12 protein-coding genes and 1 pseudogene are annotated in these 16,437 nt (G+C 41.3%); 3 read left to right on the forward strand and 10 right to left on the reverse strand.

Going from position 1 to position 16,437, the window contains the following annotated elements; all coding sequences use genetic code 11:
- Positions 1 to 65: 65 nt before the first annotated feature.
- The 3 genes from L5M28_RS05740 to L5M28_RS05750 all read right to left on the reverse strand — a co-directional run bounded on the left by L5M28_RS05740 (position 66) and on the right by L5M28_RS05750 (position 6,947).
- Positions 66 to 1,256, reverse strand: coding sequence for a hypothetical protein (locus tag L5M28_RS05740; protein WP_263185310.1), 1,191 nt, complete (start codon positions 1,254 to 1,256; stop codon positions 66 to 68).
- A gap of 220 nt (positions 1,257 to 1,476) precedes the next feature.
- Positions 1,477 to 1,932: a hypothetical protein gene (locus L5M28_RS05745; RefSeq protein WP_263185309.1), complete on the reverse strand. Its 456-nt coding sequence runs from the start codon at positions 1,930 to 1,932 to the stop codon at positions 1,477 to 1,479.
- Positions 1,933 to 1,943: 11 nt separating this feature from the next.
- Positions 1,944 to 6,947, reverse strand: coding sequence for a DEAD/DEAH box helicase family protein (locus L5M28_RS05750; protein WP_263202709.1), 5,004 nt, complete (start codon positions 6,945 to 6,947; stop codon positions 1,944 to 1,946).
- Between the two features lie 262 nt (positions 6,948 to 7,209).
- Here L5M28_RS05750 and L5M28_RS05755 point away from each other — a divergent pair, with 262 nt between their 5' ends.
- Both L5M28_RS05755 and L5M28_RS05760 read left to right on the forward strand, forming a co-directional pair.
- Positions 7,210 to 8,304 (forward strand): DNA-binding protein, encoded by a 1,095-nt coding sequence (locus L5M28_RS05755; RefSeq protein WP_263185307.1) that lies wholly within the window; start codon positions 7,210 to 7,212, stop codon positions 8,302 to 8,304.
- Between the two features lie 208 nt (positions 8,305 to 8,512).
- Positions 8,513 to 8,781, forward strand: a pseudogene (locus tag L5M28_RS05760) (transposase); the annotation flags it as partial.
- Between the two features lie 30 nt (positions 8,782 to 8,811).
- Here the strand turns inward: L5M28_RS05760 and L5M28_RS05765 are convergent.
- From L5M28_RS05765 to L5M28_RS05780, 4 genes are all read right to left on the reverse strand, one after another.
- Positions 8,812 to 10,545 (reverse strand): phosphoadenosine phosphosulfate reductase family protein, encoded by a 1,734-nt coding sequence (locus L5M28_RS05765; protein WP_263185306.1) that lies wholly within the window; start codon positions 10,543 to 10,545, stop codon positions 8,812 to 8,814.
- A gap of 427 nt (positions 10,546 to 10,972) precedes the next feature.
- The gene (locus tag L5M28_RS05770; RefSeq protein WP_263185305.1) at positions 10,973 to 11,758 is read right to left on the reverse strand and encodes a PRTRC system ThiF family protein; all 786 of its coding nucleotides are present in this window, start codon (positions 11,756 to 11,758) and stop codon (positions 10,973 to 10,975) included.
- A gap of 47 nt (positions 11,759 to 11,805) precedes the next feature.
- Positions 11,806 to 12,246: a hypothetical protein gene (locus L5M28_RS05775; protein ID WP_263185304.1), complete on the reverse strand. Its 441-nt coding sequence runs from the start codon at positions 12,244 to 12,246 to the stop codon at positions 11,806 to 11,808.
- Between the two features lie 393 nt (positions 12,247 to 12,639).
- Positions 12,640 to 14,553 (reverse strand): BRCT domain-containing protein, encoded by a 1,914-nt coding sequence (locus L5M28_RS05780; protein WP_263185303.1) that lies wholly within the window; start codon positions 14,551 to 14,553, stop codon positions 12,640 to 12,642.
- 114 nt (positions 14,554 to 14,667) lie between these two features.
- Here L5M28_RS05780 and L5M28_RS05785 point away from each other — a divergent pair, with 114 nt between their 5' ends.
- The gene (locus tag L5M28_RS05785) at positions 14,668 to 14,991 is read left to right on the forward strand and encodes a hypothetical protein (protein ID WP_263202711.1); all 324 of its coding nucleotides are present in this window, start codon (positions 14,668 to 14,670) and stop codon (positions 14,989 to 14,991) included.
- A 16-nt stretch (positions 14,992 to 15,007) separates the two neighbouring features.
- On the opposite strand, the gene L5M28_RS05790 is transcribed toward L5M28_RS05785, so the two are convergent.
- The 3 genes from L5M28_RS05790 to L5M28_RS05800 are packed head-to-tail and all read right to left on the reverse strand — an operon-like array spanning position 15,008 to position 16,418.
- The gene (locus tag L5M28_RS05790) at positions 15,008 to 15,364 is read right to left on the reverse strand and encodes a hypothetical protein (protein WP_263185301.1); all 357 of its coding nucleotides are present in this window, start codon (positions 15,362 to 15,364) and stop codon (positions 15,008 to 15,010) included.
- Positions 15,361 to 15,669, reverse strand: coding sequence for a hypothetical protein (locus L5M28_RS05795; RefSeq protein WP_263185300.1), 309 nt, complete (start codon positions 15,667 to 15,669; stop codon positions 15,361 to 15,363). Before L5M28_RS05795 ends, L5M28_RS05790 begins: the two co-directional genes overlap by 4 nt.
- 2 nt (positions 15,670 to 15,671) lie before the next feature.
- Entirely contained in the window at positions 15,672 to 16,418 is a 747-nt protein-coding gene (locus tag L5M28_RS05800; protein ID WP_263185299.1) for a PRTRC system protein B, read from the reverse strand.
- Between the last annotated feature and the right edge of the window lie 19 nt (positions 16,419 to 16,437).

The following is a 16,437-nucleotide window of genomic DNA, read 5'->3' on the forward strand; positions in this document are numbered from 1 at the left end:
CACCTGTTGATTTACCTGAGAACAATTACAGTATCTCATAGTCAATGAATCGCACAACTATCCCGTCAAATTACACCCAATTTTGCGAGTGTTGTTACAGAATATTGGCGAATCTTGGGGCTTAAAAGGCGGCGGCACTCTGCTTCGTGAAACTGATATAGCAGATGATAGCTTAAATCCGCGTAGCCGAAATTAAGGCTATCGAGGTATTCATGTAAATCATCGTTGTCACAAGCGATTTTTAAATCGGTCGTAGAACAACCAAAGGTTACCGCTAATCGTTTTAGCTCGTTGTTAGAACAATGGGAAACGAAGTCATCTAAGTTGCCTAAAAACTCGGTGAAATCATACCCAATACCAGACTCTTCAAGATAAGGAACATTAGCCCCTGACCACACAGATTCGATAGCCGTGTCCACGATGGATCTTTGCATGGTGGTCAATATTTTACCCTCCCCTACCAGTTTTCGTAGCCGAGTCGAGTCACATGATAACTCAGTGCCAGGGCTTACATATTTTGCATGGTGTACAAGCTGAGATTCTGACGAACCAAGAAAATGTACGCGAATTGGCTGTGTGAGTTTCAAAAAGGAAATGATCTTGCTAGCTGAAAGCGCTTCAGCGTTCGATGGCAAACCAATCACTATTTGATGATGGTATTGAACTGGAATGACCGATAGAGCGAAGTCATAGCACTCTGTTAGCGTTTTAGGGCCATTTTGAAGAGGTATCATAATCGATGCGCCCTCAGCTAACAGCTGCTTAATCTGCTCAATGTATTTCAGCAATAATGACAATGAATGAGCTTGTTCGCCCACAACATCAGGAGCCACAAAGATAACTGTACCAGCATAAAAACAGCCATTTATTATTTCTGCGTAACGCTCAAATACTCGCTGAAAATCCAATGTGTTACTTAGCTCATGCTTTAGATTATATTTAAAAACCCTGAATGCCCCAGAATCAAGTAGCAGTTGCCCGTTGCGATTAGCGTACTTAATCAACAATTCTCGCCCCAATGCAGAAGTATCGAGCATATTGACGCATATAGGCACATTGGCATTGATAAGGCCGATCAGATCTGATTTTGAAGATGCACCCGATCGATACAGATTTGAAAGGTTATCATCGTTGATAAGCGTTATTTGTTTCCTATTTGTTTCGATGTTCTGCAACTGCCCTTGCCAATCATCACCTGCTGGTATTTGCAGAGGCGCTCGAATTTGGGGCGTAGTGTCAAATAAAGGGTATTGCATGGGCTCGTCACAATTGATTACTTGGACTTTTAGATTAAGCGCATCCTCAAAACGGGCTACCGAGTAATGCTCTCTTGCCCGGCACTCCTCCTGCCGATTGAGGATCACTGAGTAAGTAGATTGTCACAGAATATTATTGATGAACGGGTAGATATTTATTGTTATAGAAAAACATTGGAAATGCTCGGCGGGAAAACCGTTGTCATTAGTTCTATCTCGGTTACTCGTTAAATTGAATAGTTTTCTTGCATATACTAGCCTGAACAACATCGAATAAGCGTAAATCAGCCAATGTTGATGTAAATAATCCATCAATGACATTAGCATTAGACAAACTAAGATCTTCACGGATAACAGCCAGTGTGTAGCCGTCTTTTTGAATACCGACTATCACGCATTGGGTCAGCTCTGGCCGAACGAACGATACGCGAGCTCTTGCAGGCAAAGGTAAATCCAATTGTTTTTCTACGACAACAGAAACGAAAGGCTCGGATGTGACCGTTTTGATCATAGATAATGCGGTAGAAAGTGATTTGCTCCCGTTGAGCAGCATTTTATTTGCTTTACCCGCTGTATGTTGGCAAACATAAAACTGACCATTACAGTTTAGTAAATCCAACGACCAAGTATTAAGGTAGTCTTTGATTTTGGCGCTAAAATGTTGTGTGAATTTCATCTTTACCTACCTTATGCGGCCACATCAATAATGATTTCATCTTTATTTTCAATGGTTTCTGGCTCGTTTTCTAAATTGCTTATCAATGATTTCAATTCAATCATGCGTTGTTTGCACTCGATCAGTTGATCTAGTTCTTCAAAAGTAGCGTTAATCGCACTTTCGGCTACTTCTAGTGATGCTTGGTTGTTAGTGACATTCGCAGCAAAACGTTCAATATGGCGGTCAACTTGGGTTATGAAACTATTGATAGTCACCAATACTTGCTTACCAAGTGATGAAGGTTTGCTTACGTCAAGATTAAAACGATAGGTAGCAGATCCAGTGACAGAAAGTGTCATAGTGCGGCCAACGGTTGTAACTGCAACCTTGAACCCTGCGAACTCGCCTAAATTCACTTTAGAGTCACGATAAAAACCATTATTAATCGAATCTGCAAGTGGTCTAATCATTGTGTTAATTTCTGTCGTAGCCTCTTTGAACGTGTACAAGCAAACATCATGAGCATTACGATAGATAAATGATTCGGGTGTTTGGGCCACATGACATCCGCTGTTTTTATCGAGCAGCAAGGCGGTTACTAATTCTTGGTTACGAGCAAGGTTTGATTGAATGCGTTCAATGTTTAATGTTGCGTCTCGCTGGTTACGGATAAAGGCGTGTCTTTGCGCTTCTAAGCGTTGAATGGTCTTTGTGAGAGTGACCATTTCAAGAACAAGCGGTGATCCGCTAGTCTCTGCCTTTAGCTCTGCAAACGTTAACTCGGCAGATGATAGATCAACGGATTCATTACTAACGATAGTTGATGATGAATTAAAGTCAGATATGAATTTTTGCTTGTTTTCAAGCGTTTGAAAAAGAAAGCAGTCAAGACTATTTCTGGTCGCTATGTAGGTTACATCCAGTGTAAAGGTATCGAGATTTGCAAGGTAAAGCTTGTTTCCTTGGCGAATTCCGCGGCCCAAACGCTGAGTGAGGTCAGCGGGACGATATGGGGCATCGAGAATCGTTATACCAACTAAGCGTTGGTTAACATTTGCGCCGCATCCTAGCGTATTCGTTGACGCAATAATAACGCGAATGATCCCAGCGTTTAATTTTGCGTACAGTTCTGCTTTTTGTAGCGGGGTTTTGTAGGATTGGGCGTAGGCGATCTCGTTGCCCTTCACGCCAGCACTAATTAGACCATTACGAATATCATCATACACGCAATGACGACCATCGTTATTTGGAACACCGATATCGAGGAACAAGATTTGGGTACCGCTAACATCAGTTGTTGCATGATATTTTTCCGCAGTAATAGCAATAGCGGTTTTGATTTTGTGACCACTTTCGCTTGTGGAGACTGATTTATCTAGCAAGCGCATATCGATTGAGCTTTTCTTGGCATCAGACATGACTAAAAGCATGTTGTCATTATCAATAGGACTAGAGGCAAAACATTTGGCCCGTTTAACCAATGATTTTGAAAAATTTTCTTGTGCCTGTGTAGCATCAACGATGATCTGACGCGCTTTCCCTCCTGTTAATGGTGGAATTGAGCTATAAACCTGACCTTTAAAGGACAGTTTAGGCAAGAATTGCGCTAATTCTCTTTCATTAACAGAATCAGCGATAGTAGACCACAGGGATTTCAATTGAGGTATGTTGTTGAATTTGCGCAAGCGGGTGACAGACTTGAAATCACCGCTTGGCGATACTTCGAAATCACTACTGACAGTGGCATAAATAGAGACAAAATCATCAATTGATTCTATACCTTGTTCTGCAAGCCCTTCCTCGTTGAGATAACGTAAAAACGTGTAAGCCTCTAGTAGCGTATTAGAGATCGGCGTCCCCGTAGAAAAGATAACGCCAAGACCATTTTCATTGTCACGTTTCAACGATTGTATTTTCAAAAACCAGTCGAACGCCCTTTTCGAACCCACAGGATTACCGCAGCCCCTTACATTCGTTAATCTGCTGGATTCATACGCTAGATTTTTGATGTAATGCGCTTCATCCAAAATAAGCAGGTCTACACCTAGATCACTTATTGACAAGCCTTTCTTGCGGTTATCATTGGCGAGTTCTTCTAGTCGCGCTTTTAATTTAGCCTTTTTATTCTCAATGTTTTTAACGGTAAATCGAGCGCCGTTCTCTTTGGTTAGTGAAAATAGTGCTTCTTCTAGCTTGCTGATTTCAGATTCTATTACCATTTGTTCTATGTATTCATCGACAGGGATAGCAGCAAAAGAGCTCTCGGGGCAGATGATGATCTGACTTCCGGTTTTTAAGCGTAACAATGTTGCATTACGACAAGACGGGCTAAGGTCGTCAGGGTTTAAAACCGTGATTTGGTCTTGTGGGTAAAGTTGTAAGTAACCTGCTGCAAACTGACTCGTTAAGTGGTTTGGCACAACTAAAATAGCGCGTTGTTTAAGTCCTAATCTAAGGCATTCGTGAACGATAGCGCTAATTGTAAAGGTTTTGCCAGCCCCAACTTCGTGCGCGATCAATAAACGTCCTTCGGTGATAGCACGATAAACGGCATTTAATTGGTGCTGGCGTAATGTGATAGCCCTATTTGAATCGGGCAGAGTAATGGTGTTACCCGCCGCCGATAAAGGCGCGTAACGGTTAAATTTCTCGTTGTAAATAGTTGATAGTTTTTCTTGAATATCTAGTCGAGAGAGTAAGAAGCTATCCCACTCCCCTATAATTTTTTCGCCATTAATCTCATTTTCAAGCGAGGCTTGTTTATCGACAACTCGACGGCCATTTTCATCTTTAAACGTAACCTGAGTAGGCTTGCCGTTCATGAGGCAAGGCAGCAAACGACTAAAGCGATATGCAGAATTCGAGCCTAAGCGGGTTTCCAGTTGATACGGTATTCCCAATAACTCTACATTCCATGAACTAGCGGCATAGGCCATGGCTATTTTGGTGTGGCTATGATCTTTTCCATCACATAGAAGCATTACGAATTCTTGATAGACAATCGCTGGAACCCAATTAGCGCCAAGATTGACTTTGATATTTTCAAAAGGCACATCAAGCGGAATAACTGCATCTAAGGCTGACTCATAACGGGCTTTAGTATCCGCGTCATAAGGTAACAATGGAATTTGGCTTAACTTGGTTTTTACATCACCGGATAAGTACACATTTTTAGTCACCCACACTTGAGCATCCAAAAATATTAGCTCGCCGTTAGCACGATTAATAAACTCGTTTGGGGTAATACCAAGCAGATCGGCACAATACTGAATATCGAGTTTACCAAATACGTTCGTCGATGCGATCAACGCATCTTCAACTGAGTCTGCATGAGTAGGCTTAATCCAAGGTGTAAGCACTCGCTGGGTAAAAATCTCGGCCTTTTTGGCGGATGGACTAATAGCGCTCACACCTAGCTTTTTAGCGGCTGATTTGGTCAAGCCAGCGTTATAGCTAACTTCTAGAGATAAGAGGTTATAGTTAGTCGGGTCGAGCTTTGCGACTCGTTGATTAACAGCATCGTGAATAAATCCAAAGGTTTTTACAAATGCATCGTAACGCTGATTCATTTCGCTTCTTAGGCTATCTAGTTCGCTCTGATGGTGATCTGCTTGTTCTGCATCAAGCAGGCTCATTAGTGTGTGTCTAATGCCGCAAAGAGCCGTTAAACGTGCCTTTGCTGTACCTGTGAAATCGGTTATCTGCCAAGTTTCATTAGTAAGTTTGTAGATCTCATTGTCTGAGCCAATCGCAAAAGAGCCCTCTCTTGCTCCGTGAGTTTCATTCATTGATGCCGTAACCGACTTAACCGCTTCTTGGGTTGTAAAGAGGGTTTGACCGTTAAAGGTTAGATTGCTAAATAGGTCAGCTATAGCTTGAATGGTTACAGTTTCAAAATCGCTATCACCGATGCAATGCACGTTATTACCTTGAAAATCATTAAGTACCTGCATTTCACCTTTGATTTTCTCAGGGTTTTCTATGAAATATTGATTGATTTGATAATATTTACCGTTGGCATCTTGCACGTTCACAGCATTTAACCACGCTGCGTTTGTTGACTCGGCCCCTTGTTCAAAAATCAATATGTCAACGGTAGCGTTAGCCCCAGTCGCGACTTCAAACACCTGTTTTGGAAGACGGACAGCGGCTTTCAGGGAAGCATATTTTCCGACCAACTCACGGCTTTTAGATTGCTTGGCATCCATGAAAGCGCGAGAAACGATAGCGACCATCCAACCTTTTTTAGCGAGTAAAGAAACTGATTTAGTGAGAAAATAGTTATGTAGTGACAAGCCGCTAAAGTCTTTGTTGTTACGGTCGAATATTGGCGCTTGTCCAAAGGGCGGGTTATGAAAAATAAGCGACATAGGCTTATTGAAGTTAGCATTCTCAAACCCAGTATTTTGAATTCGTGCCGTTGGATAAAGTTTTTCCAAGATGTTGGCCGATATCTCGTCTTGTTCAACTAGATTTACATCCATTGAACGGTAAAGGGATTCCGGCATAGTGCGGATTAAACCGCCTACCCCTGCTGAGGTATCTAAAAAAGTCCCTGTTTGTAGTCCTGCAGTTTGTAAACCCTTATAAATAGCATGAGAGAGAAAGTCTGGCGTGTAAAAAGATGAAAGTGTTGAAGCTTGGGCTGCGGTCCATTCTTTCGCGGATAGTAAGCCTTTTAACTGCTGGTGGCGCTTAGTCCATTTAGCATCATTAAGATCGAAAACTTTAGCGCAACCACCCCACCCCACATATTTTGCCATGGAGAGTTGTTCTGCATGGGTAGCCTCGGCGTTAACCTCATTTAATGCCTTGAGGGTCTTAATGGCTGCAACGTTTAAGTTATAGCGTGTGACCTCACCAATTTTTGAGACTTGGAAGTGATGAAAAAAATCATTGGCTTGGACCTGAACTCGCAAAGATAACTTTTTGTTCTGTTGTGTTTGCTTAATAAAGCTGTGTAATGCCTCCTCGTCCCCGAAGAAGAACCCTGTTTGCCCGCCAACATACTCAATTGTGCTAACCGCTTCCATCAATCTGACCCTTTCGTTATCGCTTCTAGTTCCTATGAAAACATGGCAATAGAAAGCCGCAACTGAGAGGTTTAAGCATGTATTAGCGAACAAAACTTAAATATGTTCGACAGCATTAAAAAATATAATTATATTTTTCAGTTGATTAGATAAATATCAATGGCTATATATATGTTCGATTTTTGTCGAACAATGTTCGTTGAGAGTTAGGGATGGTTATCTTATAATCAGAACACATTCAGAATTAGTGCGGATAAGTGCCATGAACCAACAGATATCAACAGACGAACAATCACAATCTATCCGTGAACAAGTCTTCAAAATTTGCTATCAGCTTCATTCTCAAAGTATTAAACCCAAAATCCGCACTGTTCTTGATCTGCTTCCAAGTGTTAGCAGCACGTCGACAATTCACAAATATCATAAAGAGTGGCAAGAAGAGCTAAGGGCCAGCAAGGACAAGCTATTTGAGTCATTTGGTTTTAGTACTCAATTTCAAGATGCTTTTTTGACAGAAATTAACCGCTTCCATTCGGAGGCCAAAAATGAGTATGCAGAGAAAATTAGTGAACTGACGGAAGATAGAGACGCCGCAATAGGTAACTTAGAAGCCATTGAGCGTGAAAGAAACGTGCAGAAAACACGCGCTGATAAAGGTGAATCGGAAATTAAGGAGTTACAAGCTGAAATCCATAATCTGACTAGAGAGTTTAAAAATCAGTTAGAACAGCAGGAAAATAGTAAGCTGTCTGCTATCGAGAAGCTACAGCACCAGCTCCAAGAACAAGAGTCCAGGTTGATCAATGAAAAGGTGTTGGTGGTTGAGCAACTACAACAACAAATATCAACGTTGACTAGTAACAATAAAGAACTACGGGATGTGTGCGAAACTCAGCGTACCGAACTGGCTAAGGCGCAATTGAAAATTGAAAGTAATGGTGAATTGGTCAGTGATGTAAAAGCAAGAATCAAGGAAATTGAGGGACAGGGCAAGGAAAGGATAACGAAGCTGGAAAATGAACTTGTCGCGTTAAGCAGGGATTTCCAGAAAGAAGCACAGAACTTAGCTGTGGCCAATGAAAAAATTGCTGCCAAAGAAGAAATGTTTGCTGTCACAGTAAGACAATATGAAGCGTTGAGTAAAAATGAAGAAAATATGAGAGCCATGCTTGTTGAGGCAAATAAAACAAATAAAGATCTCTTAATACAGCTGGAGCGCAGCGAAACAGACGAACAAATTGCTCAAAATGAAGTCAGAAGATTAAGCGAAACATTGGGAGAAATGAAAAATATTATAAAAAATAAAGATATAATGATAGATAAGTTAGAAAAAACGCGGCAAAAACCTCAAGATTAGCAATTTTAATGTCCTATAAGCGCAATTAAGAGGAAGCAAATAGATTTGGGTGGCTATCTGTAGCGGATTGCACACATAATCCCTTCGGCGCGATTACATCCGTCAAACTGGGCTCACATTAATTGGCAATAAGCAGATCCGCCGACTCAGATTAATTGCCAATAAGCTAAATACAGCTTAAACAGAAGATTTAATGGCCTCCAAGTAGGCGCTGATATCGATGTATTTCAAATACATCGACTATGTTTGCAGCACCATTTACACAACTAATGCGATTGAAGCGGTACATAGGCAATTCAGAAGGTTAACTAAACCAAAGGTGGTTTTGCTAACGAGAACAGTTTATTCAAGCTGCTTTACGCGATTATATTGAAGACCTCTGAGTGCAGGACCAACCCCATTCAAAACTGGAGTTTGACGCTATCACAGCTCTCAATCCATTTTGAGGGGCGTTTAGAAAACCATATTGGTCTGTGAAATTAAACTGACACAGAATTATGAACAGCCTCAAAACAAGGTCTGTTGAGGGTTATCTTCAGCAACTCGAGAGGCAATCTCTAAATGCATTTGGCGCTCTGATACTGACAGCAACATGATTGCGTCAGGTATTGATACATCCAACGTTGCTCGTAAGCTATTTAAGGCTTGAGCTCTTCGCGCATCATCGTGAACACGCCCAATAGTGCCTTTAGCGACAGTTACAACGCCGGATTCAAGCAAATGTTTTAGCATAACCGTGGGGCATTTCGCTGTTAAGTGGCCATCTTCCACAAGTTCTATATAGAAATCTTCGACAAATACCATCGCTTTTGCATCGGCGGTCACGACATCGAATGATGGTGACTCGGTATAGCGAATAACTCTATGTGACTCGCCGTTTTTTTTAAACATTCTGGTAAGGGATTTGAATTTACCATCAAGCCCATCGTCGTCCAATCCCACTGGCTGATTACTTTCTACGAATTTTATTAACGGAAAATAGCGGTACTCTGGGGTAGGTGTTTGCCCAGTGTAAGTTGTTTCGGGGATGAAATGCCGTACACCTTCATTTACTACTTCATGCCAGATTTTCAGGGCCATGCCGGGTTCTGGCTCTCCCCCTTCTCTACTCCAGTGATATTGAATGGCTAATAGTTCACGATAATCAATCAAATCAATAATATGATTACCATTAAGTTCGTATGCGTCAGCTTGAATCGAAAGCACGTATCGCAGGAGATTCATGCGATACGTGAGGTTGTATTGATTCAGCCCTACTTTTATATAACCCTCATTTGTCAGCTTACGGCCAAGGGTGCTTCGATGGTTATAATCAAATAGAGTGTTAAGCATATATGTACGGAGTTCGTTGAGAGGCTTCATAAATCCGTATGTCTTTGGATCAATACTTATCTGATTTTCAAGTGAAGTATCTCGTTTTGTTTGGCAGCACAGAAAGCAGCCATGTCTCGCCCCGCATTTTTTAGCAGCAGCGTTGATCGACTTGCCTGCAAATAAATCACACACTCCGCCGTTTCCGGCAGAATAGTGTTTTTTCAACTGGTCGAAATGGTCAGAGTAACTTTCTATATCACCATCATCGATATTAGAGAACAACTGCCACACATCGTTGAGAGTCCAATTTTTTATTGGTGCCATAGTCCAGCCAAGTTCACTCATTACGGGTGCGAACTCAGTTTCATGCCGTTTTGCTAGGCTCGCAGCCCTCTTTAAACTTTCATCATCACGCGAACCCGATACTGAGCATATTTTTTCAGTTTGATGTTTTTTTACTAAATCGGTTAGAAATGTTTTGAGGGGCATAATTTTCCATGAGTATGCGCAATCTCGCGACTTTGAGGACGTTTCTGGGGTTCTCAGTAGTTTTCCTCGGCCAATGTACTCAACGAGTGGTTGAGAGCTAAGAGCAGGTTTGAGTACCCGGCATTCGATGGGAAGGTCATTTTCGATGGCATACGCATATATATCTTCATGCAACGTAAGCATGTAGTCATGAAGCACTACATTTTCAATAGTCGTATCAGTAGTAACAACATAAAGCGGGCCAACATCGGCATTCATCGCCCGAGCGCGTTTAAGCCCCTCAATTACACATACTGAGGTCGCAATGCTGTCTTTGCCTGAAAGTCCTAACACTACACGCCAACCATCGAGGAATAGCTTTTGGACGCGAGCAACGGTTGTCTCGTATTTGCCATGATCATGGCTGGATAGATATTGATATTCGATGGCGGTGTTCATAAATCTCGATGCGGTAACTGATTGACGAATTAATCATTGCACTCTTCTATCAAGGCGCAACCAGCCGAAAATGTTAAGCCGTATAAAATTTATAAATGAAAGGAATAGCACAAGTAAGAATATCAATTTCAGGACATTGCTTCGCAGTGACACACATAACCACAAGGATGTTCAGGATATGTGGACATTACTCCGCAAATGCCACACGTACCCTGAACAAAGAAAGGAAAATATGTAATTTTTAGATACAAAGCAAAAAAACAGGCTCATTTGGTAGATAATCTACTAGGGCTTTGTCTAAGGCAGCTCCCACCGCTTGTTTAGCGGGTTCATTACCACTTTTATTACTATGCAAAGTCAGAGTAGCCAAAGTCTATAGCGCCTCATTCTGCGGCCTTGTGAGCCATTTCTATTTGAAGGTTTGTGTTCATTGTTCAACCACATAACCGTAAACAGCCCAAAGTTGTGGATCAATCTTCATTGGTTGCACAGTCGCGGAAGCTACATCAACGAATGCGCCATGATGTGACACCTTGGCGTATCGCACTAATTGCCAAATTAATTGTGTTGCTTGTGCTGAAACGGCTCGGTTTACACCAAAGTCCTGCTTTTGTAATGCCATTTCGGTTGAGCATGAAGGGGTATCTTCGCTTGTGTCATCGACCTGTTCTAAGGCTGATGAATAAAGATCGTAAACATTCGGAAGTCTGATACCGTTGCTGTTAATCATTTTATAAGCGTGACCAAGAATGATTTGTCCATCGTTTTTTCCGTTTCCTACGTCTAGCCACAACAAGTCAGATTTAGCATTAGACTTGTTGAATATGTTACCTAGTTCGACTCTAAATTTAGCTCTATCTACTGCGGTAATCACTATATCCGTATTAACGAAGTCTTTAAGTTTGGGATCTAAATATTGGGGAATAGACTTCCAGTTTGTACCTCCAAAATTGTTAAAGCGATTAATAAGCACATCAGCTTTGTTGAAACCCACATCACCAAGATAGAAGCACTGACGCCCCACATTAAAGATGGACACATCATCCCCATCCACAAGCGTTAAGTTAATGTAGATTTCTTGATTTGATACCTGCCGAAATAGCGCATCCATCTGAAATAACTCAGTAGCAATTTGAGAACCAGACCCCCCTGCCCCAATTAACAAGATATTGATTGGTCGATTGAGCATGTTTTGAGGAATAAAGAAGTCCATTGGTTTGTGCCTTTTTCTTGTGTAGATAAGTTCACAATATGCCAAGTCTAATAATCGGCAACTGGTGATATGGATAACTCAATTTCAGTCCAGTTGGATGATGCAGTTTTCCATAATTCTGAAGGGGTTAGTTGAACCCTGCCTATAAAGGTAAGCCAATATGCAATTTGAAAAATGATATTAATTGACACATTTTTTTCGGAAATGATCTTGATTTCCGTCTCCACGAAATTAGCGTTGTTTTTCAAGACCAACGCAAAGAGTAATTTCTTGAATTTGGCATTATTGAGTAGAGGGGATTTGAGCTTTATTACGTAGTCATTATCATTTTTTTTACAGGTCTTAAGCAATTCTCCGAATGCCCGAATTGCACTTATAAGGTTTTTAGAAGAACCACTAAAATGAGGGGTGATTGTTGAGTCGTGAATTCCGAAAGTGAGCTTGGAATTATCCGAAAAACTCTTTAATTGCCAAAGTTGCTTATTCATCGTGTATAAGCCCCATAAATAGGAAATTAAAAACATAACCATGGATATAGTAAGCAATACGTTTGGGTAAATGAAGACCTCCGCATTAACAAAAACTAGCGTGATCAATAACGACAGTAGGCTCAAAGAGAATGACACTAATTTGATGCGGTCAATAATGTTGGGCATACGATCCACCCTAAGCAGATATTTACTTGAAATGTAAAGATTAAATAAATAAATCAATATAATAACTGGGAATAGGCTTAACTTGGCGTCTACGTCAAAAATCAACGAAGCAATACAGCAGATGGTCAATGTGATAGACGCATTTTTAAGATTGAACGGCATGATTTACCTCAAAATAAGTGCCCCACAAACAGCTTTGTAGGGAGCTTCATTAATAATATACAATTATGCAGCTATCATGTTCCGATATTCAGATTCAGTAATTATTTTAACGCCTTTATCCGTTGCGGCTTTCAGTTTTGTTTGACCTACATTTTGCCCGATAACCAGATAATTTGTGTTTTTACCAACGCTGGATTGCACGTTCGCCCCGAGTTTTTCTGCATTCGCGCTCATATCATCCCGGTTGCTTTCCATTTTGCCTGTGAATACAAGATTCAAGCCAATTAGAGGCAAAGCTCCATTTTTCGAGGCTTCAGCGGTAGAAGGAATAATGGAATCAGTCACGTTAAGCACGTTTGTTATGAATGCTAACTGACTGGCATTTTGCTGTATTCCGTTGCAGATGGATACCGATGTGGCGTCACCAAAGCCCTCTATGGCTTTTAATTGCTGGCTGCTTAGTTCACGGATATCGGCCAAGCGCACATGCTTTAAAATACGCTTGCTGGAGCCTCTACCGCAGGCGTGAATACCAATTGATGCAAGTACAAGATAATCGGGGACAGGCGTTGCTTTAATGCGATTAATCTCTGCGATCAGGTTAGCCGCTTGCCCTGCCCCAAAGCCACAAGTTAATAGGCATTGCTCGGTCATTGAGTAAACGGAAACAATCGTGTTAAAACCTCCTTCTACAATTTTACGTACTGATTGTCGACCGAATAGATCTGCTTGCACTAACTGAAAGTGATATTCAATCGAGCTGACTTGGCGCTCAGTGCAGTTATCATTCGTGCATACTATGAAGTCATTTTTCCATACCACAGGTGTTTTGCAGCAAGGGCATTCTGTTGGTATCTCAGCTACAACATTTGAGATCACAGATTTGGCAGATGGGATGATTTCACCAGATCTTACCACCTCTAGCAAAGCCCCCTTCCCTATTCCGTTAGCTTGAACATATCCTGCGTGATGGCCAGAGAGCTTGCTGATTGTCGCTCCACTGATCCAAGTTGGTACAATCTGGATAACAGGGGTGATTTTGTTTCGCCCAACCTGCCATTCGATACCAATTACCTCTACTTCTGCGGTTTCACCAACTGACTTTCGAGCGATTTGCCACAAATGATGATGATTGTTGTGACCTAATTTTTGCTTAACGGCTTCGTTTGTAACTTCGATAACGGTGCCATCGGTTAAATAAGGTGAGCCATTTCGCGCTTGGTCACAATATGAGTCTAAATTATTAATAAGTTCGCTGCCGGTTACAGATGGGCAGTCGATGGAGTCAAAGAACGCTAAATGTATCGCCCCGTCTTTTAACGCATTTAAACCAATATCGCTTAAAGTGTTACTGTTAGCGAGTCCTGCGACAAAGTTACGTGGGTGAGCAAACCCCTTAGCTTTGAGTACCTTTTCAAAATAGTCTTGCATCACAACCACCTCACCGATGTTGTTTTTATTGCTATCACCGACTAACTTCAAACCGTTTCGATACAAGTGAGTTATGCTGTTACCTTCGAACCCGTCCCCCCGCGAATAAATTTCTTCATCGGCGCTAATATAAGATGCCGCTAGACCGTCTAGCTTAGGGCTGACTCGATAGAGAAGTTCATCAGTGATCCCAAGTGCATCAGCCGCGTTCTTGCAGCGTTCGACGAAAGACTGGATATCATGTTGTTCATAGGCTTTTTGAGTCGAAAGCATTGGTTTGGTATGTTTGTAGCGGCCATTGCTACTAACTGCATTGAATGCTTCAGGTTGCACTTTGGTGATCAATGGATGTTCAGGCAAACGAGCTTTTAAGGCTGGCATATAGATGAAATCAAATGCCGCATCGGAGATCACAGGCGTACCTGCTCTATATTGGTCATTAAAATAGAACATCAATTGAGAAAGCTGATCGTTAGAGAGTAATGTTGTTGGAGTTGAAATTAGATTTTTCATATTGAGATACCTTTGTTTTTCAGAGACACCCAAATATTCGCACCTTCTCAATAACGCGCCACCACAGTGGACTGAGGATACATTAGTATAAATTCTGTTTTTAATATGATAGATATAGAATTTTACGAATGAGCAAGCAGGTTGGAAATGGATAGACTGGACGAGGTGAAACAATACGTTTTAGCTAATGTAGATGACATTGCGGATACGCAGGCGCATTTAAAATATCAACGAACCGGCTGTGAGCATAAATTTATACGGCTTTTAATCAACATTGATCTACGCGAGTACAGCATAATTAGCCTAGAGGATAGTGATATTGGCTATCACAGCACAGAATTTGGCGAAATGCTCACTAAATGCAGCTGCACCCACTTATCGTACATCCCTGACTTTCAATTGATAAATTTTGTGCCTGGATGGGAACACACAGCCGCATTAAGTTTTTTAACTTGGATACAAGAAAGATAATTCATAATCGATGTCACTACTTAACAATTGGATAGCTTTCACTGAACCGCATTAGGTCATCGATTGTTAATTTCTTATTGAAGTGCGCTTTTCGCCAGTGAACGTAAGGTAGTGTATTTGGGAAGAACGTATTAACACCTCCCCCAAGCCAAGTATAAAGTTGCTGAACATTATTGAATCTAGCCGAGCTATTAAACCCCAATTCTGGGTGTAATCGAATCCCTTTAAACTCATAGCGTAACGCTGGTGGAATTGTTTCGATTAAATCCCGCAATGGTGTTGCAATGGTGGGCTTGTAAGGTGGCGTCTTACCGAGTTTAAATGCTTCAAATGCTTTCGGGTTTCTCATTAAAAATGACACTAAGTTATTCATAATGGCCTCTTATTGTTTAGGGCATTTCGCAATTGATTAAACCAGCATAGTGTTTGTGTGTGTGAAGGAGCTTTAACCCAATCAAAGATGAGCATGTTGGCATATAGAGGATGCACACGCTCACGCCTTGCCAGTAATGCCAGATGGAATAGTGCTTCGATCAAAAGATAGTCGGGTGAACCCTCAAGCCATTTGTCTGCAATAGTCATGTACTCTTTCTCAAGTAATACATATTTAAATGCAAGGTTAGCGACTGTGAGTTGCGAAAGGTTTTGGGCAGTATCAACAACTTCTTGTGAGCACATGATTAACATCCTCTCAAGATTTGCCCGACCGTGGACTTGATTGGCATAAGTTCAGAAGTAAGTATTCGTTGACCAGACTTTTCTTTTTGACGATAGAATACTTCAATGTTGACGGGCTTGCGCGTTAATTGATTGTGGTTAGGGTGGGTAAATTTAGAACCAAAAAATTCTTTCTCCACCACTTCAATAATATTGCCTGACATTTGTTGAGGAATTTTCATCGTTCCAAGACACACGCTTCCATTCTGATAAATGTTCATCAATGGCGCGTGGTAGAGTTTTGTGTTGGTATTAGGTCGTTTATTAGAAGCAAGTGCAAAAACTGATAAAGAAGCGATACCATTGCCAATAGCGGGTTTGTAAACGTACAGCAAAGGTGGAAGTGTCACTAGAACACTCGACTTTGTTAAAAAGAGGGTCTGCTCTTTTCTTGGTGTATACCAAGCTAGTATTTTTGAGTTTTGAGCAATAATGTGTGGCTCAATGAAGTCGGCAAAAGCATTCAGGTTATTCGATTCATTGCGACTTTGCATATCCGTTACCGCTTCTGCTAAGTCATCAATTGAAATCACATCCCCCAACAACAGTTTGCCGTCATTGATTTTGTGGCGAGTAATACAGGTTCGTGAGCCCGTATTATTTCCGTGGATCACAATTGCCAACTGACTGCGGATTTCTTTTTCATCACCGAGGTTTGCTTGTATGAATTGCTCTACAAGAGAAGTTGGTGAAGTCATTTCAATATTCATAGCGCCATACCTAATGTAA

Source organism: Shewanella sp. SW32, assembly GCF_025653365.1.
Classification (GTDB): Bacteria; Pseudomonadota; Gammaproteobacteria; order Enterobacterales; family Shewanellaceae; genus Shewanella; species Shewanella oncorhynchi.